Annotated in this window: 14 protein-coding genes and 3 rRNA genes; 10 read left to right on the top strand and 7 right to left on the bottom strand. The window is 68.2% G+C overall.

Features of this window, described 5'->3' with window-relative positions:
* Positions 1-140: 140 nt before the first annotated feature.
* The 5 genes from ELQ39_RS17120 to ELQ39_RS17100 are packed head-to-tail and all read left to right on the top strand — an operon-like array spanning position 141 to position 6717.
* Positions 141-941, top strand: a complete 801-nt coding sequence (locus tag ELQ39_RS17120) for a hypothetical protein (RefSeq protein WP_242592574.1) — start codon at positions 141-143, stop codon at positions 939-941.
* Entirely contained in the window at positions 931-2259 is a 1329-nt protein-coding gene (locus tag ELQ39_RS17115) for a hypothetical protein (protein ID WP_242592572.1), read from the top strand. The genes ELQ39_RS17120 and ELQ39_RS17115 overlap by 11 nt, the downstream gene beginning before the upstream one ends.
* Positions 2256-3815 (top strand): SCO6880 family protein, encoded by a 1560-nt coding sequence (locus ELQ39_RS17110; RefSeq protein ID WP_190003082.1) that lies wholly within the window; start codon positions 2256-2258, stop codon positions 3813-3815. The genes ELQ39_RS17115 and ELQ39_RS17110 overlap by 4 nt, the downstream gene beginning before the upstream one ends.
* 14 nt (positions 3816-3829) lie before the next feature.
* Complete coding sequence (locus ELQ39_RS17105) at positions 3830-5239, top strand: ATP-binding protein (RefSeq protein WP_093769279.1); 1410 nt, start codon at positions 3830-3832, stop codon at positions 5237-5239.
* A 20-nt stretch (positions 5240-5259) separates the two neighbouring features.
* A complete protein-coding gene (locus ELQ39_RS17100; RefSeq protein ID WP_242592570.1) occupies positions 5260-6717 on the top strand; it encodes a type IV secretory system conjugative DNA transfer family protein in 1458 nt (485 codons plus the stop codon).
* On the opposite strand, the gene ELQ39_RS17095 is transcribed toward ELQ39_RS17100, so the two are convergent.
* Positions 6706-7263 carry a GNAT family N-acetyltransferase gene (locus ELQ39_RS17095; RefSeq protein WP_242592568.1) on the bottom strand — a complete coding sequence of 186 codons (558 nt, stop codon included), beginning with the start codon at positions 7261-7263 and terminating at the stop codon, positions 6706-6708. The genes ELQ39_RS17100 and ELQ39_RS17095 overlap by 12 nt on opposite strands.
* A gap of 91 nt (positions 7264-7354) precedes the next feature.
* On the opposite strand from ELQ39_RS17095, the gene ELQ39_RS17090 reads away from it, so the two are divergent.
* From ELQ39_RS17090 to ELQ39_RS17075, 4 genes are read left to right on the top strand one after another with little or no spacing between them, the layout of a single operon-like run.
* On the top strand, positions 7355-8278 hold the full coding sequence (locus ELQ39_RS17090; RefSeq protein ID WP_242592567.1) for an ABC transporter ATP-binding protein: 924 nt from the start codon (positions 7355-7357) through the stop codon (positions 8276-8278).
* Complete coding sequence (locus ELQ39_RS17085) at positions 8275-9054, top strand: ABC transporter permease (RefSeq protein ID WP_242592566.1); 780 nt, start codon at positions 8275-8277, stop codon at positions 9052-9054. The genes ELQ39_RS17090 and ELQ39_RS17085 overlap by 4 nt, the downstream gene beginning before the upstream one ends.
* Positions 9051-10325, top strand: coding sequence for a sensor histidine kinase (locus ELQ39_RS17080; protein WP_242592565.1), 1275 nt, complete (start codon positions 9051-9053; stop codon positions 10323-10325). The genes ELQ39_RS17085 and ELQ39_RS17080 overlap by 4 nt, the downstream gene beginning before the upstream one ends.
* Entirely contained in the window at positions 10322-10984 is a 663-nt protein-coding gene (locus ELQ39_RS17075) for a response regulator (protein WP_242592564.1), read from the top strand. Before ELQ39_RS17080 ends, ELQ39_RS17075 begins: the two co-directional genes overlap by 4 nt.
* A gap of 64 nt (positions 10985-11048) precedes the next feature.
* Here ELQ39_RS17075 and rrf read toward each other — a convergent pair.
* The 4 genes from rrf to ELQ39_RS17055 form a co-directional block, all read right to left on the bottom strand.
* Positions 11049-11165, bottom strand: a 5S ribosomal RNA gene (rrf, locus tag ELQ39_RS17070).
* 84 nt (positions 11166-11249) lie between these two features.
* Positions 11250-14372, bottom strand: a 23S ribosomal RNA gene (locus ELQ39_RS17065).
* 308 nt (positions 14373-14680) lie between these two features.
* Positions 14681-16208, bottom strand: a 16S ribosomal RNA gene (locus ELQ39_RS17060).
* Together the 16S, 23S and 5S rRNA genes form the textbook arrangement of a ribosomal RNA operon.
* A gap of 548 nt (positions 16209-16756) precedes the next feature.
* A complete protein-coding gene (locus ELQ39_RS17055; RefSeq protein ID WP_242592563.1) occupies positions 16757-17305 on the bottom strand; it encodes a MarR family winged helix-turn-helix transcriptional regulator in 549 nt (182 codons plus the stop codon).
* A 122-nt stretch (positions 17306-17427) separates the two neighbouring features.
* Between ELQ39_RS17055 and ELQ39_RS17050 the strand changes: the two genes are divergently transcribed.
* Positions 17428-18696, top strand: a complete 1269-nt coding sequence (locus tag ELQ39_RS17050; protein ID WP_190004566.1) for an MFS transporter — start codon at positions 17428-17430, stop codon at positions 18694-18696.
* A gap of 9 nt (positions 18697-18705) precedes the next feature.
* Here the strand turns inward: ELQ39_RS17050 and ELQ39_RS17045 are convergent, their stop codons facing one another.
* Complete coding sequence (locus ELQ39_RS17045; protein ID WP_190004545.1) at positions 18706-20361, bottom strand: SpoIIE family protein phosphatase; 1656 nt, start codon at positions 20359-20361, stop codon at positions 18706-18708.
* A gap of 167 nt (positions 20362-20528) precedes the next feature.
* Positions 20529-21905 carry an NAD(P)/FAD-dependent oxidoreductase gene (locus ELQ39_RS17040; protein WP_337663013.1) on the bottom strand — a complete coding sequence of 459 codons (1377 nt, stop codon included), beginning with the start codon at positions 21903-21905 and terminating at the stop codon, positions 20529-20531.
* Positions 21906-22043: the final 138 nt, after the last annotated feature.

Raw genomic sequence — 22043 nt, 5'->3', positions numbered from 1 at the left:
GTGCCCACCGGCTGAGGTTGCGTTTCCCTGATGTCCAGTCACCACACCACGCCCGAGCGGCGGCCGGTACGGCTACCGTCGTACGTGGAGTACACGGAGTACGAGGTGTTCCCGCACGACGCTGAGGGGGCGGACGCGGCATGAGTCTCGGAGACGACACGGGCCGGACCCGCACCCGCCTGCCCGAGGCGAGCGGCGACCCGTACGGCGGCGCGCGCAGAAACGGCCGGTCGTCGTCGCGCAGCCTGGTCACCGTCGTCGGCGTGGTGGTCCTCCTCATCGCGGCCATCGCCTTCGCGAACCGTGGAGGCGGGGATTCCGACGCGGAGGAGGGCGGCGACTCCCCGAAGGCGGCGGCGACGGCCCCGACGGGCGAGAAACCCGTCTCGGCGGGCGCGTCCGGCATCCCGGCGGGCTTCGCCCACGACAGACAGGGGGCGGAGAGCGCGGCGGCGAACTACTCGGTGGTGCTGGGTTCTGACGGCATGTTCAAGAAGGACAGTCGGCACTCCATCCTCGGGGCCATCTACACCCCCGATGCCACCGAGAAGCTCCGCCCCGCGATGGACCAGGCCTACTCCGCGGACTTCCTGAGCAAGCTGGGTCTCGATGCGAACGGCAACCCTCCGCAGGGCAGCACCTTCGTCTCGCGCACCATCCCGGTCGGCACGAAGGTCGAGCAGTACGACGACAACAGCGCCCGCGTAGCGGTCTGGTACATGGGCCTGATCGGCATGTCCGGAGAGAGGTCGACCGACCCGGTGACCACCACCTGGAAGACCTGGACCTTCGAACTCCAGTGGATCGACGGGGACTGGAAAATCTCCGCCGATACCCAGAAGGACGGCCCGGCTCCGGTCCCCGGAGACGACAGGGCCGCCAGCTCTGAAGAGATCAGCAAGGCTGTCGAGGAGTACGGAGGGTTCACATATGCCCGGTAGCCCGCGTCACGTACTCAAGCTCGCCGCAGTGATCGCCGCTGTACCGGTGGCCGCCATCGGACTGGCCGGGCGCGCCGTCGCGGCGCCCACTCCCACGCCCACGCCGAGTGACGACCCCTGCGACCTCCTCATCGGCCCTGCGAAGCAGTACTGCGAGCGAGACGAGGGCGGCTCCAGCGGAGGCGGAGGCGGCGGGCCGAGCACCCTCAACGACCCCACCTCCGCCCTCGACCCCCTCGCCTCCCTCGCCCGCGGCTGCGCCGACGCCGCGTCCTGGACGGTCAAGCAGCTCAGCGCCGCCGTCGAGGACACCGCGAAGGTGGACTTCACCAACGACACCTTCCTCCAGCAGTACGCCGTCGTCTTCGCCGCGTCGACGATCCTCACCCTGCTCCTCTGGCTGCTGGCGGTCGCCAAGCGGGCCGTCCGCGGCGTGCCGCTCACCACCGCCCTGTCCGAGGCGATCGGCTTCCTCTGGCTCACCGTCCTCGCCTCCGCCTTCACCCCGCTGATCCTCTACACCGTCGTCTCCGCGACCGACGGCGTCACCGACGTGCTGGCGAAGGCGACCGGCGACCAGACGGACACGTTCTTCGGGACGTTCTCCGCCGCGCTGGAGAAGGGCGACGACATCGGCGGCGGCCCGATCATGCTGATCGTCGTCTCCCTGGTGTCGATCCTCGCCGCCGGCGTCCTCTGGCTGGAGCTGGTGATCCGCGCCGCCCTGCTCTACGTCGGCGCCCTCCTCGGCACCGTCGTCTACGCGGGCCTGGTCGACAAGAACCTGTGGGGTCACGTCCGCCGCTGGGCGGGCATCATGATCGCCGTGATCATGGTGAAGCCGGTCATCGTCATCGTGCTCGGCCTGGCCGGCGCGCTCTCCGCCGACGACGGCCCGGACGCCTTCTCCGCCGTCGTCTCCGGCCTCGCGATCATCCTGCTCGCCATCTTCGCCTCGGCGATGATCTACCGCTTCGTGCCCGGCTTCGGCGACGAGATCGCCGGCTCCCGCAACAACCGCCTCATGCAGGGCGCCGAGGGCAAGGCCGCCGCCGTCATCAGCTCGCCGGCCACTCTGGTCGCCCAGGGAATCAAGACCCACAGCACCCGCGCCGACAACAACGGCGGCGGCCAGTCCTCCGGGCCCCGCCCGTCCAACCCCGCGTCCGGGGGAGTCGCCGCGCACAGCTCCCGCCCCTCGGGCGGCGGATCCGTCCCCTCCGCCGCGCCCCCGCCCCGGGCGGGCAGCCCGGTGAACACCCCGCACGCCGGCACCCGCAACAGCAGCAACAACCGCACGGGAGGTGAAGGGCGTTGACGACCGAGTCCCATCTGTCCCCCACGGTCACGCCCCGCCGTACGTATCTGATCGGCCGCGCCCGGCCGAACGCGATCGTCGGCCGCAATCGCGAGACCGGTGAGATCGCGCTCATCGTCATCGGCGCGTTCCTCGGCATGATGTGCGGGCTTCTCGTCCCCGTCCTGTCCGTCCGGATCGTGCTGCTGGCGGGCCTGCCGATGCTCGCCCTGGCCGCCGTGTACGTGCCGTACAAGCACCGCACCTTCTACAAGTGGTTCGAGATCAACCGCAGTTACAAGCGGACCCTGCGCCGCGGCGCCACCTACCGCTCCGGGGTCGTCGAGGCCGGCACGCGGCTCGACGGCCGCGAGGTGGAGGTGGGCCCGCCGCCCGGCATCGGCAGGATCACCTGGCTCTCCGCGCCGTTCGGGCCGGACGAGATCGCCGTGCTGCTGCACGCGGACCGCAAGACCGTCACCGCCGCCATCGAGATCGAGGGACCCGGCGTCGGCCTGCGCGACTCCGAGGACCAGGAAGCCCTCGTCGACCGCTTCGGCACGCTCCTCAAGCACGTGGCCAACGGCGACGGCTTCGTCACCCGCATCCAGATGCTCGCCCGCACCCTGCCCGCCGACCCGGACGCGCACGCCAAGGACGTCGCCGTCCGCGGCGACGACAGGGCGCCCGCCTGGCTCCAGCAGTCCTACGACCAGCTCCAGTCGATGGTGTCCACCAGCAGCGAGCAGCACCGCGCCTATCTGGTCGCCTGCATGCACTACAACCGCGAACTCGCCGCCGAGGCCACCACGATGGCCCGCGCCATGCGCAGCCAGGGCGGCGGCCGCGTCGACCGGGACGCGGGCCTCGCCGTCGTCATGGCCCGTGAGCTGACCGACATCTGCTCCCGGCTCCAGGAGGCCGACATCCGCGTACGCCAGCCGCTCGGCCAGAGCAGGCTGTCCTCGCTGATCCACTCCATGTACGACCCGGACCACCCGATCGACCACATCCAGGCGATGTCCCAGCGCAACGCCTGGCCGGCCGAGCTGGACGCCACCGAGCCCACGTACCTCCAGGCCAAGACCCGCGAGTCCGCCACCCGCGCCCCCTGGTGCCATGCCACGGCCTGGGTGAAGGAGTGGCCGATGACCCCGGTCGGCGTGAACTTCCTCGCGCCGCTGCTCGTCCACACCCCGGACGTGATCCGCACCGTCGCCGTCACGATGGACCTCGAACCCACCGAGGTCGCCATCGAGCGCATGCTGACCGAGAAGACCAACGACGAGGCGGAGGCGTCCCGCGCCGCCAAGATGAACCGCACCGTCGACCCCCGCGACGTCGCCGCGCACAGCCGTCTCGACCAGCGCGGCGAGGACCTCGCCAGCGGCGCCGCCGGCGTCAACCTGGTCGGCTACATCACCGTCTCCTCCCGCACGCCCGAGGCCCTGGCCCGCGACAAGCGGACGATACGGGCCTCGGCCGGAAAGTCGTACCTGAAGCTGGAGTGGTGCGACCGCGAGCACCACCGCGCGTTCGTGAACACTCTCCCGTTCGCCACCGGCATTCGTAGGTAGGGGCTGAGCTGAAGATGCGGGATCCGCTGTCCGTCGTCACCGACGCCTTCACGTCCTTCCTGTTCGGGAAGGTCGAGACGACCCGGCTGCCGGTGCGCACGTCCACGGGCCAGGCGCAGGCGGTGTACCTGCCGACCGCCGCGCCCGGCCTCGGCGACTCCGGCGTCATCATCGGCCGCGAGGTCTACTCCGGGAAGGGCTACATCTACGACCCCTTCCAGCTCTACGGCCAGCAGCTCCCGGCCCCCCACTGGCTGGTCCTCGGCGAGTCCGGCAACGGCAAGTCGGCGCTGGAGAAGACGTACGTCCTGCGCCAGCTCCGTTTCCGTGACCGCCAGGTCGTCGTCCTGGACGCGCAGGGCGAGGACGGCGCCGGCGAGTGGAACCTCATCGCCCAGGAGCTGGGCATAACCCCCATCCGCCTGGACCCGATGGCCGCGCTCGACCAGGGCATCCGCCTCAACCCGCTCGACCCGGCGATCACCACCACGGGCCAGCTCGCGCTGCTGCGCACCATCATCGAGGTCGCCATGGGGCACGGCCTCGACGAGCGCTCCGGCTTCGCCCTGAAGGTCGCGCACGCCTACGTCAACGAGACCATCGTGGAGCGCCAGCCGGTGCTGTCCGACATCGTCGAGCAGCTCCGCCACCCCGAACCGGAGTCGGCGGAGGCCATGAACGTCGCCATAGACGACGTCCGCGCGTGGGGTCTGGACGTCGCGCTGGTCCTCGACCGCCTGGTCGACGGTGACCTGCGCGGCATGTTCGACGGCCCGACGACCGTCGGCATCGACCTGGACGCCCCGCTCATCGTCTTCGACCTGTCCCACATCGACCGCAACTCCATCGCCATGCCGATCCTCATGGCGATCGTCGGCGTATGGCTGGAGCACACCTGGATCCGCCCCGACCGGAAGAAGCGCATCTTCCTGGTCGAGGAGGCCTGGCACATCATCAACAGCCCGTTCGTGGCGCAGCTGTTCCAGCGGCTGCTGAAGTTCGGCCGGCGCCTCGGCCTGTCCTTCGTCGCTGTCGTCCACCACCTGTCCGACGTGGTGGACGGAGCGGCGGCGAAGGAGGCGGCGGCGATCCTGAAGATGGCCTCCACCCGCACCATCTACGCCCAGAAGGCGGACGAGGCGCGTGCCACGGGCCGGGTGCTGGGCCTGCCCAGGTGGGCCGTGGAGATCATCCCGACGCTCACCCCCGGCATCGCGGTCTGGGACGTCAACGGCAACGTGCAGGTGGTCAAACACCTGGTCACCGAGACGGAACGCCCCCTGGTCTTCACCGACCGCGCGATGACCGAGTCGTCCGCCGACCTCGCCGACGACGCCCTGCGCGCCGCCGAACTGGAGGCCGAGGAGCGGGCGGCGGCCTTCGTGGAGCAGCACGTCGGGGACTCCGAGTCGACGGTGGCGTAGGAACGGCAGGAGGGGGACGCGTGAGACCGGACGAGCGGCGCGGGCACGACGGCGGCCGGAGCGACGGCATCCCGGACGGACTGCTGGTCGGGGTGCTCGCGTTCCTCCTCGGCATGACGGCGATGGTCTGGGCGGCCACCGGCCTCGCGGGCCTCTTCGCCCACGGCCACTGGCCGTCCGGCCTCTCCTTCACCCGCACCCCGCTCGCCGTGCGCCACCTCGTCACCGAACCGCACGACCTCCCAGGCGCATGGCCCGGCACCCCGCCCGGCGACCTATCCGGCTACGGCCTCTTCTGGGGCCTGCTCATCGGCCAGCTGATGATCCTGGTGGTCCTCACCGTGTTCGTCCTGGGCACGGTGGCCCGCTGGCGGGCGGTACGGGCGCGGCGGCGCGCGCAGGGAGCGGTGACGCCGGCGCCCGCGGCTCCGCGACCGAAGCCGATGCCGGAACCGGCCCCGGTGAACGAGCCGCAGCCGGAGCCCGCGCCGCTGCACGAGGTCCCCGCCCCGCGGCCCCCCGAGCCGGCGCCCCGGCCCACGGCGGAGGTGACGGCCCCCGGCCTGCACTACGGCCCCCCGGCCACCCGCCACACCACCGCCGCCCAGGCCGTACGCGACGCCGAGGGCCCCGCCCTCGTCCTCACGTCCAACCCGACCCTCTGGTACGACACCAAGGACGCCCGCGCCAAGCTCGGACCCGCCCACCTCTACGACCCGACGCACCTCTGCGACACCCCGGCCCGCCTCCACTGGTCGCCCACCGCCGGCTGCGAGGACAAGGACACGGCGACCGCTCGCGCGGCGGCGCTCCTCGCCCCCGTCCGCCCCACCTCACGGCTCGACCAGCAGCTCGGCGACACCGCGGAACTACTGCTCCGCAGCTACCTGCACGCGGCCGCCGTCGACGGCCGCACCGTCCGACACGTGCACCGCTGGGCGCAGGGCCTCCAGGTCCAGGACGCCGTCCGCGTCCTGCGCACGCATCCCGCAGCGGCGTCCGGTTCGGCGGGCGAGCTCGAGGCGGCGCTCACCGCGCACCCCGAACGCCGGGACATGGCCCAGCAGCTGACGGCGCGTGCGCTGGCGGCCCTCTCCACGGTCAACGTCCGGGAAGCCTGCAATCCGCACCGAAGTGATGCCCTCGCCTTGGATTCCTTCGTCCACGAAGGGGGAACGCTTTACGTCGTGGGCGAATCCATCGAGGATCCGCGCACCGGTCCGGGCGCCATGCCCCTGCTCACGGCGCTCGTCTCGTACGTGGTCGAGCACGGCCGGCGCATGGCCGAACGGTCATCCTCCGGTCGGCTCGACCCACCACTGACCCTTGTTCTGGACGACGTCGCGGCAGTGGCCCCTCTCCCGCAGCTCCCGGAGCTCCTCACCTCCGGGCCCGAGCGCGGCATGCCCACGGTCGCGCTTCTGCGCTCCCGCGAACAGGCCCGCTCCCGCTGGCCGCACGCGGAGCTAGAAGTCTGACTCCGGTCGCTCCACGGCCAGTTCGAGCTCCCGCTCGCCCTTGTCGGGCCCCAGCGTCGTGGTCACCCCGGTCTCGGTGAACCCGGCCTTGCGGTAGGCCCGCAGCGCCCGCTCGTTGTCCTCGTGCACGAGAAGCCGCACCCGCTCAGCGCCCTGCGCCCACGCCCACTCGAGGCCGGCGTCGAACAGCACCTCGGTGAGCCCGATCCCCCGGTGCCCCGGCTGCACGTACACCCCCACCAGATGCCCCTGCAGCCGCTCGACGGGCATCCCGGCCCAGTCGGTGGTCCCGGCCTCCTCCATCAGCACGGTGACGGTCCCCACCCACTCCCCGTCGGGCCCCTCGGCGATGATCTGCTGCGCCCCTGACGCCCCCTCGGCACTGCGCCCGGCGCGCTCCTGCCAGAAGGCGTCGGGCTGGGCGGCGGCGGACCCGTAGGTCTCCATGAACGCGATGGACGCCACGGGATCCCGCAACGCCTCGAGCCGCAAGGCCTTGGCCCGGGGCCACTCGTCCGCTCGCAGAGACCGCACCTGGTAGCTCATGCGGCCACGGTAGTACCGGGGTACCACGGCCTCATCCGAAATAGGGCCGCCGTCCGACGCCCGCCGCTCCCGCGCCGACGAGCATCGACCCATGATGACGGCACAGCACCTCACGAAACGCTACGGCGGCAGGAACGGAAGGACGGCCGTCGACGACCTGTCCTTCACCGTCCGTCCCGGCACCGTGACCGGCTTCCTCGGCCCGAACGGCGCCGGCAAGTCCACGACCATGCGGATGATCCTCGGCCTGGACGCCCCGACGTCGGGCCGGGTCACCGTCGGCGGCCGCGCCTACGCCGCCCACCCCGCGCCCCTCACCGAGGTCGGCGCCCTGCTGGAGGCCCGCTCCGTCCACCCGGGCCGCACCGCCCGCCACCACCTGCGCGGCCTGGCCCTCACCCATGGCCTCCCGAAACGCCGCGTCGATGAGGTCCTGGACCTCACCGGCCTCACCGAGGTCGCGGACCGCAGGGTCAAGGGCTTCTCCCTCGGCATGGGCCAACGCCTCGGCATCGCTGCCGCGTTGCTCGGCGACCCCGCCACCCTCGTCCTCGACGAACCGGTCAACGGCCTCGACCCCGAGGGCGTCCGGTGGATCCGCACCCTCCTCAAGTCCCTCGCCGCCGAGGGCCGCACGGTCCTGGTCTCCTCCCATCTGATGAGCGAGATGGCCCTGACCGCCGACCATCTGATCGTCATCGGCCGCGGCCGCCTCCTCGCGGACACCACGGTCACCGACTTCGTACGGGACTCCGGGGCAGCCACGGTCCGCGTGGTCACCCCCGATCCGGACGCTCTCACCGCCCTGCTCGGGGCCCCTGACGTCGACGTCCGGGACACCGCCGGCGCACTGGAGATCCGCGGCACGACCGCCGAGCACATCGGCCGCACCGCCGCCGCCCACGGCATCCCCCTCTTCGAACTCACCCCGTCAAAGGCCTCTCTGGAGGACGCCTTCATGACCCTGACCCACGACGCCGTCGAGTACGCCGGCCCGGAGGGAGCAGCCGCATGACCTCCGCCCACCCTTACAAGGTCACCCCGGTCCGCGTCCTGCGCTCCGAGTGGCACAAGCTGACGACGCTCCGCTCCACCTGGATCGGCCTCGGCCTCACCGTGGTCCTCACCCTCGGCACCGGCCTGCTCATCGCCGCGAGCTACGAGGGCGGAGGCGGTGACGACGACATCGACACCGTCCTGATGGTCCTGCTCGGCATGCAGTTCACCTACGTCGTGCTGGGCACCCTCGGCGTCCTGACCACGGCCGGCGAGCACTCCACCGGCCAGATCCGGGCCACCATGACCGCCGTACCCGGCAGGCTGCCGGTGCTCTGGTCCAAGGCGGCCGTGCTGGCCGGCGTCGGCTTCCTCACCGTGCTCGCCGCGAACTTCGTCACCTTCCCCCTCGCGCAGACTTTCCTCACGGACACCGCGCACTCCGCCTCCCTCACCGACCCCGGCGTGGCCCGCGCCCTCGTCACCAACGCCGCCGGCCTCGCCCTCCTCGGCGTCCTCGCCCTGGCGCTCGGCTCGATGCTCCGCTCCGTCCCGGCGGGCATCGGCGCGCTGATCGGTCTCACGATGATCCTTCCGGAGCTCCTCCCGCTGATCCCGTACGACGTCGTCGACGACGCCGCTCGCCACTTCCCCAGCAAGGCGGTCGAGGCACTCACCCACGCCGCCCCTCGGCCCGGCATGCCCTCACCCGGCACGGCCCTCCTCTCGATGGCCCTGTGGACGGCGGGAAGCCTCGCCCTGGCGGCCTTTCTGCTCAGGCGACGGGACGTATGACGGTCTTCCGCACGAGCCGCGCGACCAGCACCATGGACCGCGTGCCGGAGGAACAGACAGCGGAGCCGATCACCCAGTACCTCCAGCGGACCGTGCAGCGGGTGCGCGCCGTCGACCGGCGCCGCCCGCTCCTCTGGGACCTGCACCTCACGGCCTTCTGGACGACCGCCGCGCTCATCGACCTCTACGGCGGCGGCTGGACCCGCATCACCCGTAACCCCGACGTCCCCGAGGGCCTGGTCCTCGCCCTCAGCCTCGCGCTGACCGCCCCTCTCCTCCGACGCCGTACCCATCCCCGCACGGTGCTGCTGGTGATGACGCCGGCCCTGCTGGTCAACGCCTGGACGGGCGCCCTGCTCCAGGCGGCCCTGCTCCACCTGCTCGTCGTCTTCCACATCACCGTGCGCCGCCCGCTGCGCTCCCTGTGGTGGGTGGCCGTGGTGTCGACGGCCCCGGTCGTCCTGACGGTCCTGCGCCACCCGAGAGGCACCGCCGACGAAGACCTGGGACCGCACCTGATGTCCCTCCTCGTCGCGGTCGCCATCGGCGTCACGGTCCGCACCCGCCGCGACCACACCGTGGCCCTGGAGGACCGCGCCCGCCGCCTGGAGATCGAGCGCGACCAGCAGGCCCGCCTCGCCGCCGCCGCCGAACGCACCCGTATAGCCCGCGAGATGCACGACATCATCGGCCACAACCTGTCCGTCATCACGGGTCTCGCCGACGGCGGCCGCTACGCCGCCGCCAAGTCCCCCGAGCGTGCCGCCCAGGCCCTGGACGCCATCGCGGGCACCAGCCGCCAGGCCCTCACCGAGCTGCGCCGCCTGCTGGACGTCCTGCGCGACGACGAGCCCGCCCCCGCCGACCTCACCCCTCAGCCCGCGCTCGCCGACCTCGACCGTCTCCTCGACGGCGTCCGCCGGGCCGGACTGCCCGTCCGGGCGACCGTCCACGGTGATCCCGCCATCTCCCCCGGCCGTCAGCTCACCCTCTACCGCGTCATCCAGGAAGCCCTCACCAACACCCTGAAGCACGCTGGCCCGGACGCCACCGCCGGCGTCACGCTCTCGTACGCGACCTCGGGTGCGGTGACCCTCACCGTCACCGACACCGGCCGCGGCGGCGCACCGACGACGAACAGCGGACGGGGACTTACCGGAATGAGGGAACGCACGGCGCTGTACGGCGGCACCCTGGAAGCCGGCCCGCGCCCGCACCCGGAACACGGCTGGCGTGTGCACCTGCGTCTCCCGGAGGAATCCGCACCGTGACCACCGTCCTCATCGCCGACGACCAGCCCCTCCAGCGCTTCGGCTTCCGCATGCTGCTGGAGAGCCAGGACGACATGACGGTCCTGGACGAGGCAGCGAACGGCACGGAAGCGGTCCGCAAGGCCGCGCATCTCAGACCGGACGTCGTTCTGATGGACGTCCGCATGCCAGGCATGGACGGCATCGAGGCGACCCGCCGCATCACCGCCTCCGGGGACCGCACCCGTGTCCTGATCCTCACCACCTTCGACCTGGACGAGTACGCCTACGCGGGCCTCCGCGCCGGTGCCTCCGGTTTTCTCGTCAAGGACGCCCAGCCGGAGGACCTCCTCTCCGGCATACGAGCGGTCGCCTCCGGGGACGCCGTGGTGGCTCCCAGCCTCACCCGCCGGCTCCTGGACGCCTACGTCCACCATCTACCGGCCGGCACCGCGGAGGTCACGGCGCCCGACCCCCGGCTGGCCGCACTGACGGACCGCGAGCTGGAAATCCTGACGGTTCTCGGGAAGGGCTGGACGAACACGGAGATCGCCACGCGTCTCCACCTCGCCGAATCCACGGTGAAGACCCACGTGGGCCGCGTCCTGGCGAAGACGGGCTCTCGGGACCGGGTGCAGGCGGTGATCTGCGCGTATGAAACGGGGCTGGTGCAGCCCTAGAAAAAGGACACCGCAAACGCAGAAAGCCCCCGTGCCGAATGGCACGGGGGCTTTCTCAAGAATTGTTCGGCGGCGTCCTACTCTCCCACAGGGTCCCCCCTGCAGTACCATCGGCGCTGTAAGGCTTAGCTTCCGGGTTCGGAATGTAACCGGGCGTTTCCCCTACGCTATGACCACCGAAACACTATGAAACTGTCAACCGCACCATGTGTGGCACATGGGGTTGTTCGTGGTTTCAGAACCAACACAGTGGACGCGAGCAACTGAGGACAAGCCCTCGGCCTATTAGTACCGGTCAACTCCACACGTTACCGTGCTTCCATATCCGGCCTATCAACCCAGTCGTCTACTGGGAGCCTTACCCTCTCTAGGAGGTGGGAGTCCTCATCTCGAAGCAGGCTTCCCGCTTAGATGCTTTCAGCGGTTATCCCTCCCGAACGTAGCCAACCAGCCATGCCCTTGGCAGAACAACTGGCACACCAGAGGTTCGTCCGTCCCGGTCCTCTCGTACTAGGGACAGCCCTTCTCAAGACTCCTACGCGCACAGCGGATAGGGACCGAACTGTCTCACGACGTTCTAAACCCAGCTCGCGTACCGCTTTAATGGGCGAACAGCCCAACCCTTGGGACCGACTCCAGCCCCAGGATGCGACGAGCCGACATCGAGGTGCCAAACCATCCCGTCGATATGGACTCTTGGGGAAGATCAGCCTGTTATCCCCGGGGTACCTTTTATCCGTTGAGCGACGGCGCTTCCACAAGCCACCGCCGGATCACTAGTCCCGACTTTCGTCCCTGCTCGACCCGTCGGTCTCACAGTCAAGCTCCCTTGTGCACTTACACTCAACACCTGATTGCCAACCAGGCTGAGGGAACCTTTGGGCGCCTCCGTTACCCTTTAGGAGGCAACCGCCCCAGTTAAACTACCCATCAGACACTGTCCCTGATCCGGATCACGGACCCAGGTTAGACATCCAGCACGACCAGACTGGTATTTCAACGACGACTCCACCCGAACTGGCGTCCGAGCTTCACAGTCTCCCAGCTATCCTACACAAGCCGAACCGAACACCAATATCAAACTGTAGTAAAGGTCCCGGGGTCTTTCCGTCCTGCTGCGCGAAACGAGCATCTTTACTCGTAGTGCAATTTCACCGGGCCTATGGTTGAGACAGTCGAGAAGTCGTTACGCCATTCGTGCAGGTCGGAACTTACCCGACAAGGAATTTCGCTACCTTAGGATGGTTATAGTTACCACCGCCGTTTACTGGCGCTTAAGTTCTCAGCTTCGCCCACCCGAAAGTGAGCTAACCGGTCCCCTTAACGTTCCAGCACCGGGCAGGCGTCAGTCCGTATACATCGCCTTACGGCTTCGCACGGACCTGTGTTTTTAGTAAACAGTCGCTTCTCGCTGGTCTCTGCGGCCACCCCCAGCTCTAGCAGCAAGTGCTATCACCAGGTGTGGCCCCCCTTCTCCCGAAGTTACGGGGGCATTTTGCCGAGTTCCTTAACCATAGTTCACCCGAACGCCTCGGTATTCTCTACCTGACCACCTGAGTCGGTTTAGGGTACGGGCCGCCATGAAACTCGCTAGAGGCTTTTCTCGACAGCATAGGATCATCCACTTCACCACAATCGGCTCGGCATCAGGTCTCAGACACATGTCAGGCGGATTTGCCTACCTGACGTCCTACACCCTTACCCCGGGACAACCACCGCCCGGGATGGACTACCTTCCTGCGTCACCCCATCACTCACCTACTACCAGCTCGGGTCACCGGCTCCACCACTCCGACCTCGTCCGAAGACTCAGCCGGCGGCTTCACGGGCTTAGCATCACTGGATTCGATGTTTGACGCTTCACAGCGGGTACCGGAATATCAACCGGTTATCCATCGACTACGCCTGTCGGCCTCGCCTTAGGTCCCGACTTACCCTGGGCAGATCAGCTTGACCCAGGAACCCTTAGTCAATCGGCGCACACGTTTCTCACGTGTGAATCGCTACTCATGCCTGCATTCTCACTCGTCAACCGTCCACAACTCGCTTCCGCGGCTGCTTCACCCGGCAGACGACGCTCCCCTACCCATCACAGCACCCGTTGGGGCTATCTGCTGCAATGACACGACTTCGGCGGTACGCTTGAGCCCCGCTACATTGTCGGCGCGGAATCACTAGACCAGTGAGCTATTACGCACTCTTTCAAGGGTGGCTGCTTCTAAGCCAACCTCCTGGTTGTCTGTGCGACTCCACATCCTTTCCCACTTAGCGTACGCTTAGGGGCCTTAGTCGATGCTCTGGGCTGTTTCCCTCTCGACCATGGAGCTTATCCCCCACAGTCTCACTGCCGCGCTCTCACTTACCGGCATTCGGAGTTTGGCTAAGGTCAGTAACCCGGTAGGGCCCATCGCCTATCCAGTGCTCTACCTCCGGCAAGAAACACACGACGCTGCACCTAAATGCATTTCGGGGAGAACCAGCTATCACGGAGTTTGATTGGCCTTTCACCCCTAACCACAGGTCATCCCCCAGGTTTTCAACCCTGGTGGGTTCGGTCCTCCACGAAGTCTTACCTCCGCTTCAACCTGCCCATGGCTAGATCACTCCGCTTCGGGTCTTGAGCGTGCTACTGAAACGCCCTGTTCGGACTCGCTTTCGCTACGGCTTCCCCACCCGGGTTAACCTCGCAACACACCGCAAACTCGCAGGCTCATTCTTCAAAAGGCACGCAGTCACGAGAACAAGGCAAGCCTTGTTCCGACGCTCCCACGGCTTGTAGGCACACGGTTTCAGGTACTATTTCACTCCGCTCCCGCGGTACTTTTCACCATTCCCTCACGGTACTATCCGCTATCGGTCACCAGGGAATATTTAGGCTTAGCGGGTGGTCCCGCCAGATTCACACGGGATTTCTCGGGCCCCGTGCTACTTGGGTGTCTCTCAAACGAGCCGCTGACGTTTCGACTACGGGGGTCTTACCCTCTACGCCGGACCTTTCGCATGTCCTTCGCCTACATCAACGGTTTCTGACTCGTCTCATGGCCGGCAGACCATGAAAGAGAGATCCCACAACCCCGAATGCGCAACCCCTGCCGGGTCTCACACGCATACGGTTTGGCCTCATCCGGTTTCGCTCGCCACTACTCCCGGAATCACGGTTGTTTTCTCTTCCTGCGGGTACTGAGATGTTTCACTTCCCCGCGTTCCCTCCACTTGCCCTATGTGTTCAGGCAAGGGTGACAGCCCATGACGACTGCCGGGTTTCCCCATTCGGACACCCCCGGATCAAAGCCTGGTTGACGACTCCCCGGGGCCTATCGTGGCCTCCCACGTCCTTCATCGGTTCCTGGTGCCAAGGCATCCACCGTGCGCCCTTAAAAACTTGGCCACAGATGCTCGCGTCCACTGTGCAGTTCTCAAACAACGACCAACCACCCGTCACAACCCACCGAAGCAGATTTTTACCGGGGCCGGCACTGAAGGCGACCATGCGGCCGAACCCTCAGACACCCAACAGCGTGCCCGACACAGTCAGTTGACCAGATCTGCGTTCCACGCCCCGAAGAGCAGTACTAGCGCCTGGTCCATCCTGGACCGTGCCGAGTAGTCAACGTTCCACCCATGAGCAACCAGCATCAGACGTTCGCCGATGTACTGGCCTCTGACCAACCGGAGTTGGTGAGAAGTGCTCCTTAGAAAGGAGGTGATCCAGCCGCACCTTCCGGTACGGCTACCTTGTTACGACTTCGTCCCAATCGCCAGTCCCACCTTCGACAGCTCCCTCCCACAAGGGGTTGGGCCACCGGCTTCGGGTGTTACCGACTTTCGTGACGTGACGGGCGGTGTGTACAAGGCCCGGGAACGTATTCACCGCAGCAATGCTGATCTGCGATTACTAGCGACTCCGACTTCATGGGGTCGAGTTGCAGACCCCAATCCGAACTGAGACCGGCTTTTTGAGATTCGCTCCACCTCGCGGTATCGCAGCTCATTGTACCGGCCATTGTAGCACGTGTGCAGCCCAAGACATAAGGGGCATGATGACTTGACGTCGTCCCCACCTTCCTCCGAGTTGACCCCGGCGGTCTCCCGTGAGTCCCCAGCACCACAAGGGCCTGCTGGCAACACGGGACAAGGGTTGCGCTCGTTGCGGGACTTAACCCAACATCTCACGACACGAGCTGACGACAGCCATGCACCACCTGTACACCGACCACAAGGGGGACCCTGTCTCCAGGGTTTTCCGGTGTATGTCAAGCCTTGGTAAGGTTCTTCGCGTTGCGTCGAATTAAGCCACATGCTCCGCCGCTTGTGCGGGCCCCCGTCAATTCCTTTGAGTTTTAGCCTTGCGGCCGTACTCCCCAGGCGGGGCACTTAATGCGTTAGCTGCGGCACGGACGACGTGGAATGTCGCCCACACCTAGTGCCCACCGTTTACGGCGTGGACTACCAGGGTATCTAATCCTGTTCGCTCCCCACGCTTTCGCTCCTCAGCGTCAGTATCGGCCCAGAGATCCGCCTTCGCCACCGGTGTTCCTCCTGATATCTGCGCATTTCACCGCTACACCAGGAATTCCGATCTCCCCTACCGAACTCTAGCCTGCCCGTATCGACTGCAGACCCGGGGTTAAGCCCCGGGCTTTCACAACCGACGCGACAAGCCGCCTACGAGCTCTTTACGCCCAATAATTCCGGACAACGCTCGCGCCCTACGTATTACCGCGGCTGCTGGCACGTAGTTAGCCGGCGCTTCTTCTGCAGGTACCGTCACTTTCGCTTCTTCCCTGCTGAAAGAGGTTTACAACCCGAAGGCCGTCATCCCTCACGCGGCGTCGCTGCATCAGGCTTTCGCCCATTGTGCAATATTCCCCACTGCTGCCTCCCGTAGGAGTCTGGGCCGTGTCTCAGTCCCAGTGTGGCCGGTCGCCCTCTCAGGCCGGCTACCCGTCGTCGCCTTGGTGAGCCATTACCTCACCAACAAGCTGATAGGCCGCGGGCTCATCCTGCACCGCCGGAGCTTTCGATCACCAAGGATGCCCAAGATGATCAGTATCCGGTATTAGACCCCGTTTCCAGGGCTTGTCCCAGAGTGCAGGGCAGATTGCCCACGTGTTACTCACCCGTTCGCCACTAATCCCCTCCCGAAGGAGGTTCATCGTTCGACTTGCATGTGTTAAGCACGCCGCCAGCGTTCGTCCTGAGCCAGGATCAAACTCTCCGTGAATGTTTACCCGTGATCGGGTGCACACATCACGAGAGCGGAACATCGGGAGGAATAGTCCCGACGTTCACAGCGTCCTCGCTGTGTTTTCTTCAAAGGAACCTCGACCATCCGAACCGGATGGACGGGGTATCAACATATCTGGCGTTGACTTTTGGCACGCTGTTGAGTTCTCAAGGAACGGACGCTTCCTTTGTACTCACCCTCTCGGGCTTTCCTCCGGGCGCTTCCCTTCGGTCTTGCGTTTCCGACTCTATCAGATCTTTTTCTCGACCTGACCCCCGGTCAGCGGGGTTTGTCTTTCCGGCCTTGCGGGCCGTTCCGACGTCTCAAACCTTAGCGGACTCTCTCCGTGTTTCCCAAATCGGGAGTGTGGAATTGAATTCAGGCATGCAGGCATACCGAAGTCGTTCCCACTGGGAGGTCGTACTGAGGTTTGGTTGCCGCTTTCGCGGCGGAAGTGCTGCCGGAGAACCGTTACGGCCCCATGGCAACTCGAAGAACTTTACGGACCGCGCGGGGCCGCGTCAAGTGGCGCAGGCCAAGATCTTTCAGTCCAGGTCGGTGAGGCGTCCGCCGGCGTCCGGCTGGGCGTCCTCCACCCTGCGCAGCAGGCGCGTCAGCACCTCACCGAGGGCGCTCCGCTCCCCCGGGCTGAGGTCCTGCAGGAGGTCCGCCTCGAAGACGGTGGCCATCCGCATGGCCTCCTGCCACTTCGCCCGGCCGGCCGGGGTGAGCTCCACGATGACGCGGACCCGGTTGCTCTCGTCCCGCTCCCTGGTCACCAGACCCTCGGCGACCATCCGGTCGATGCGGTGGGTCATGGCGGCCGGGGTGAGACCCAGCCGCTTGGCGAGGTCGCTGGGGCCCATCCGATAGGGGGCGCCGGAGAGGACGAGCGCCTTGAGGACCTCCCAGTCGGCGTTGGTGATGCCGAGCTCGGCGGTCTGGCGTCCGTAGGCGACGTTCATGCGGCGGTTGAGCCGGGACAGCGCGTTGACGATCTTCTCGACCTGCGGGTCGAGGTCCTGGAACTCGCGCTGGTACGCGGCGATCTGCTCTTCGAGGGTCGGCTCTTCCACGCCGGGGGTGTCGCCCATGCCCGCAGTATGGCACGCCCCTTCTTTGCCTTGAAGTCCTTCTGTGTGTACTCTTTAGCTTCGAACTTTAGCTTCTAAGTCTTCACTCCTAACTAGTGAGAGAGGTGAACGTGACCAGGGCGATGGGCGCAGCGATGCGCCGGATCCACGTGGGCAACGCACTCAGCGCTTTCGGGCTGGGCTTCACCGTCCCGTACCTGTACGTCTATGTGGCGCAGGTGCGCGGGCTGGGGTCTATGACGGCGGGGCTGGTCCTCGCCGTCTTCGCCGTGGCCGCACTGATCGTGCTGCCGCCGGCCGGACGGGCGATCGTCCGGCGCGGCCCGCTTCCGGTGCTGCTCGCCGCCCTGCTCACCGCCGCGATCGGCTCGCTCAGCCTGGGGCTGTCGGCGAGCGCGGTGACCGTGCTGCTGTCCGCGGCGGCGCTCGGCGCGGGACAGGCGGTCATGCAGCCGGCCCTGGCCACGATGATCGTGGACTGCTCCGGCCCGGAGACCCGGTCGCGCGCGTTCGCCACGCAGTTCTTCCTGCAGAACCTCGGGCTCGGCGTCGGCGGCCTCATCGGCGGCCACCTCGTCGACCCGACGAAAGCGGGCTCGTTCACTCTCCTCTTCGCCATCGAAGCGGTGATGTTCCTGCTGCTGGTCGTGGTGATGTCGACGGTGCGGATGCCGCGCTCGCCGCGGATCGACGGCACGCCCGCGCAGTCGGCCAAGGGCAGCTGGAAGGAGCTTCTGGGCAACCGGGCCATGGTGCAGCTGTGCGTGCTGGGCTTCGTGCTGTTCTTCGCCTGCTACGGCCAGTTCGAGTCGGGCCTGAGCGCGTACGGCGTCGAGGCCGCCGGGATCTCCACCTCCACGCTGGGGACGGCGCTGGCGGCGAACACGCTGATGATCGTCGTCGCGCAGTTCGCGGTGCTCCGCTTCGTGGAGCGGCGCAAGCGGTCGCGTGTGATCGCCGCCGTGGGTCTGATCTGGGCCGTGGCATGGGCCGTGGCCGGGTACGCGGGGCTGGGCGGTGCCAGTCAGGAGATGGCGACGGCCGCGTTCGTCTCGACGTACGCGCTGTTCGGGCTCGGGGAGGCGATGCTGTCGCCGACGCTCGCGCCGCTGGTCGCCGACCTGGCGCCGGCCGGGATGGCCGGTCAGTACAACTCGGCGTTCGCCCTGGTGAAGCAGCTCGCGCTGGCCGTGGGTCCGGCGGTGGGCGGCCCGATGGCGGCCTCGCTGCACGCGCCGTACATCGTGGTGTTCCTGCTGTTCTCGCTGGGGATCACCGTGCTGGCCCTGCGGCTCGGGCGCCGGCTCACCGCCGTGCAGGACCAGCCGTCGGCCGCGGGCAGCCGGGTCGTGGCACAGGGCGGCACCGAACAGGCGCCGGCTCCGGCCTGACCGCGCGCGTCAGACGCCGACGCCGGCGGTCTTCGGCAGCAGGAACTCGCACCAGACGGCCTTGCCGCCGCCCGGTGTGCGTCGGCTGCCCCAGGCGGAGGCGATCGTCGCGACGATGGCGATGCCCCGGCCGGACTCGTCGCCGGGCTCCGCGCGGCGGCGTCTGGGCAGATGGTCGTCGCCGTCGGTGACCTCGATGATCAGGCGGCGGTCGGTGCGGCGCAGGCGCAGCCGCATCGGGGGCGTGCCGTGCTGGAGGGAGTTGGCGACCAGTTCGCTGGTCGCCAGCACGCCCAGGTCGTGCAGCTCGGCGGGGAAGCGCCAGCTGGTGAGGACGCCGGACGCGAAGGCACGCGCGCGGGGAGCCGCCTCGACACCGCCGAGCAGTTCCAGCGCGGCGTTGCGGAACAGCTCGCCCTCCGGGCCGGAGCGCGCCGGGTGCTGAAGGACCAGGACGGCGACGTCGTCGTCGTGGTCCGGGGTGACGCCGGCCGAGCGGACCAGGCGGTCGCAGACGACCTGGGGGCTGCCGGTCGCTCCGGCCAGGGCGCGCTCCAGGGAGGCGATGCCCTCGTCCAGGTCCTCGTCGCGGCGCTCGACCAGGCCGTCGGTGTAGAGGACGGCGGTGGATCCCGGACCGAGCGGCACGGAGCCGGAGGCGTGCATCCAGCCGCCGGTGCCGAGCGGGGGGCCGGTCGGTTCGTCGGCGCGCCGGACGGTGCCGTTCTCGTCGCGCACGAGGATGGGGAGATGCCCCGCGGAGGCGTACACCAGACGGCCCTCGTTGGGGTCGTGGATGGCGTAGACGCAGGTGGCGATCTGGTTGGCGTCGATCTCCATGGCGAGGCCGTCGAGCAGCTGGAGCACCTCGTGCGGCGGGAGGTCGAGGCGCGCGTACGCCCGGACGGCCGTGCGGAGCTGGCCCATGACCGCGGCCGCGCGCACGCCTCGTCCCATCACGTCGCCGATGACCAGGGCGGTGCGTCCGCCGCCGAGGGTGATGACGTCGTACCAGTCGCCGCCGACGGCCGCCTCGGTCCCGCCGGGGTGATAGGTGGCGGCGACGCGCAGGTCGTCGGGCTCCTCCAGCTCCTGCGGGAGCAGGGAGCGCTGGAGGGTGACGGCGGTCTCGCGCTGCCGGCGCTCGCTGGCGCGCAGCCGCTCGGCGGCCTCGGCGTGGTCGGTGACGTCGGTGGCGAAGACCAGCACACCTCGGCTGTCGCCCTCCCCGGCGGGGGTGCAGGTGAACGTGTACGAGCGGCCGTCAGGCGCTTTGCGGGACTTGACCGTCCGGGGCTTTCCGCTGCGCAGCACCTGGTCGAGGAGGGGCAGCAGGCCCAGCTCGTCGAGCTCCGGGAGCGCTCCCCTGGCGGGCGCGCCGACGGGGCGGAGGCCGAAGGCGGCCGTGTAGGCGTCGTTGAGGTAGGCGATGCGGTGGTCCGGGCCGTGGACCAGGGCGACCAGGCAAGGGACGCGGTCGAGGACCTCGCGCACCCCCAGCTCGTCGACGGCCGGCAGCGGCCGGTCCCCGTCGGTGAGGCTTTCCGCGCGGGCCGCGGGCACGGAGCCCTCTCCCCGCCGGTCCGGGGGTGCCGTCTGCTCGGTCCGCGCTGCGGCGCGGCGCTGCGTTCCGGGGAGCCGGGCGCTCCAGCGCGTGAAGTTCACGAATCCTTGCCTCGTGTAGTTGTCGGCGGCCATACCGGAACCGGCCGGGGCCCGGAGGCCGCACCGGGGCGGGCCCTCCCGCCCGCGGTGGTGGACCAGTGTGGCAGGGTCCGGCCGGGCCGACATCCGCTAGACGCCGGTCCGGCCCCAGGAGTTCCTGGGTCCGGTCAGGACGACCCCTTCGGGTTGTGCGGTGGGTCGTGGGAAGGCTTTCCACCGGCCGCCAGTTCGAACTCCGCCCGAGGGTGTTCGAGTGATCCGAGCGAGACGATCTCCCGCTTGAAGAGCCCCGCGAGCGTCCACTCCGCGGCCACGCGCGCCTTCCGGTTGAAGGTCGGCACCCGGCTGAGGTGGTACGTCCGGTGCATGAACCAGGCGGGGTAGCCCTTCAGTTTGCGTCCGTAGATCTGTGCGACCCCTTTGTGCAGCCCGAGGGAGGCCACGGAACCGGCGTACTTGTGGGCGTACGTCTCCAGGGGCTCCCCGCGCAGGGCGTGGACGACGTTGTCGCCGAGCACCTTGGCCTGGCGGAGGGCGTGTTGCGCGTTGGGCGCGCACTCCCGCCCTTTCTCCCCCGCGGTGACGTCGGGCACGGCGGCGGCGTCGCCGGCGGCCCAGGCGTGGGCGACGCCCTCGACGGCCAGTTCGGCGGTGCAGCGCAGCCGGCCGCGTTCGTTCAGGGGCAGGTCGGTGGCGGCGAGCACGGGGTGCGGTTTCACTCCGGCGGTCCACACGACGGTCCGCGTCGGGAACCGCGAGCCGTCGCTCAGCACGGCCACCCGGTCGGCGCAGGAATCGAGCCGCGTCTCCAGGCGCACGTCGATGTTGCGCCGTCGCAGCTCGGTGACCGTGTAGCGGCCCATCTCCTCGCCGACCTCGGGCAGGATGCGGTCCGACGCCTCCACCAGGATCCACTTCATGTCCTCGGGGCGGACGTTGTGGTAGTACCGCGTGGCGTAGCGGGCCATGTCCTCCAGCTCGCCGAGCGCCTCCACACCCGCGTAGCCGCCGCCGACGAACACGAAGGTCAGGGCGGCGTCCCGCACGTCCGGATCACGCGTCGACGAGGCGATGTCCATCTGCTCGAGGACGTGGTTCCGCAGCCCGATGGCCTCTTCCACCGTCTTGAACCCGATGGCGTGATCGGCGAGTCCCGGAATGGGCAAGGTACGCGCCACGGACCCCGGAGCGAGCACCAGCTCGTCGTACTCGATCCGCCGGCCGTCGGTCCCCTCCTCCTCGGTGGCCGGGGTCCGGACGGTGGCCGTCCGCGTGGCGTGGTCGACGGCCGTGGCCTCCCCGATGACGACACGGCACCGGTCGAGAACACGACGCAGCGGTACGACGACATGACGAGGGGAAATGGCACCCGCAGCCGCTTCGGGCAGGAACGGCTGGTACGTCATGTACGGGTCCGGCGTGACGACCGTGATCTCGGCCTCGCCCCGTCCGAGCTCGCGTTTCAGTCTCCGCTGCAGGCGCAGGGCCGTGTACATCCCGACGTAGCCGCCGCCGACAACGAGAATGCGCGCACGTTCCTTCACCCTCCCATGACGCACCCGTCGCTTCCGTTTGTCCACAGCCCCGACGAATTGTGTGACCGTAGGACGCCCCTGCCGGTGGTTGGCCGAATTACCGACCCAGGTCCGATCACCGCAGGTCACATCGCATGATCGGCACCC

The sequence above is a fragment of the Streptomyces sp. GB4-14 genome (genome assembly GCF_022696125.1).
Classification (GTDB): domain Bacteria; phylum Actinomycetota; class Actinomycetes; order Streptomycetales; family Streptomycetaceae; genus Streptomyces; species Streptomyces werraensis.
Note: the sequence above shows the minus strand (reverse complement) of the source record. Positions and strands in the feature narration are given on the sequence as shown.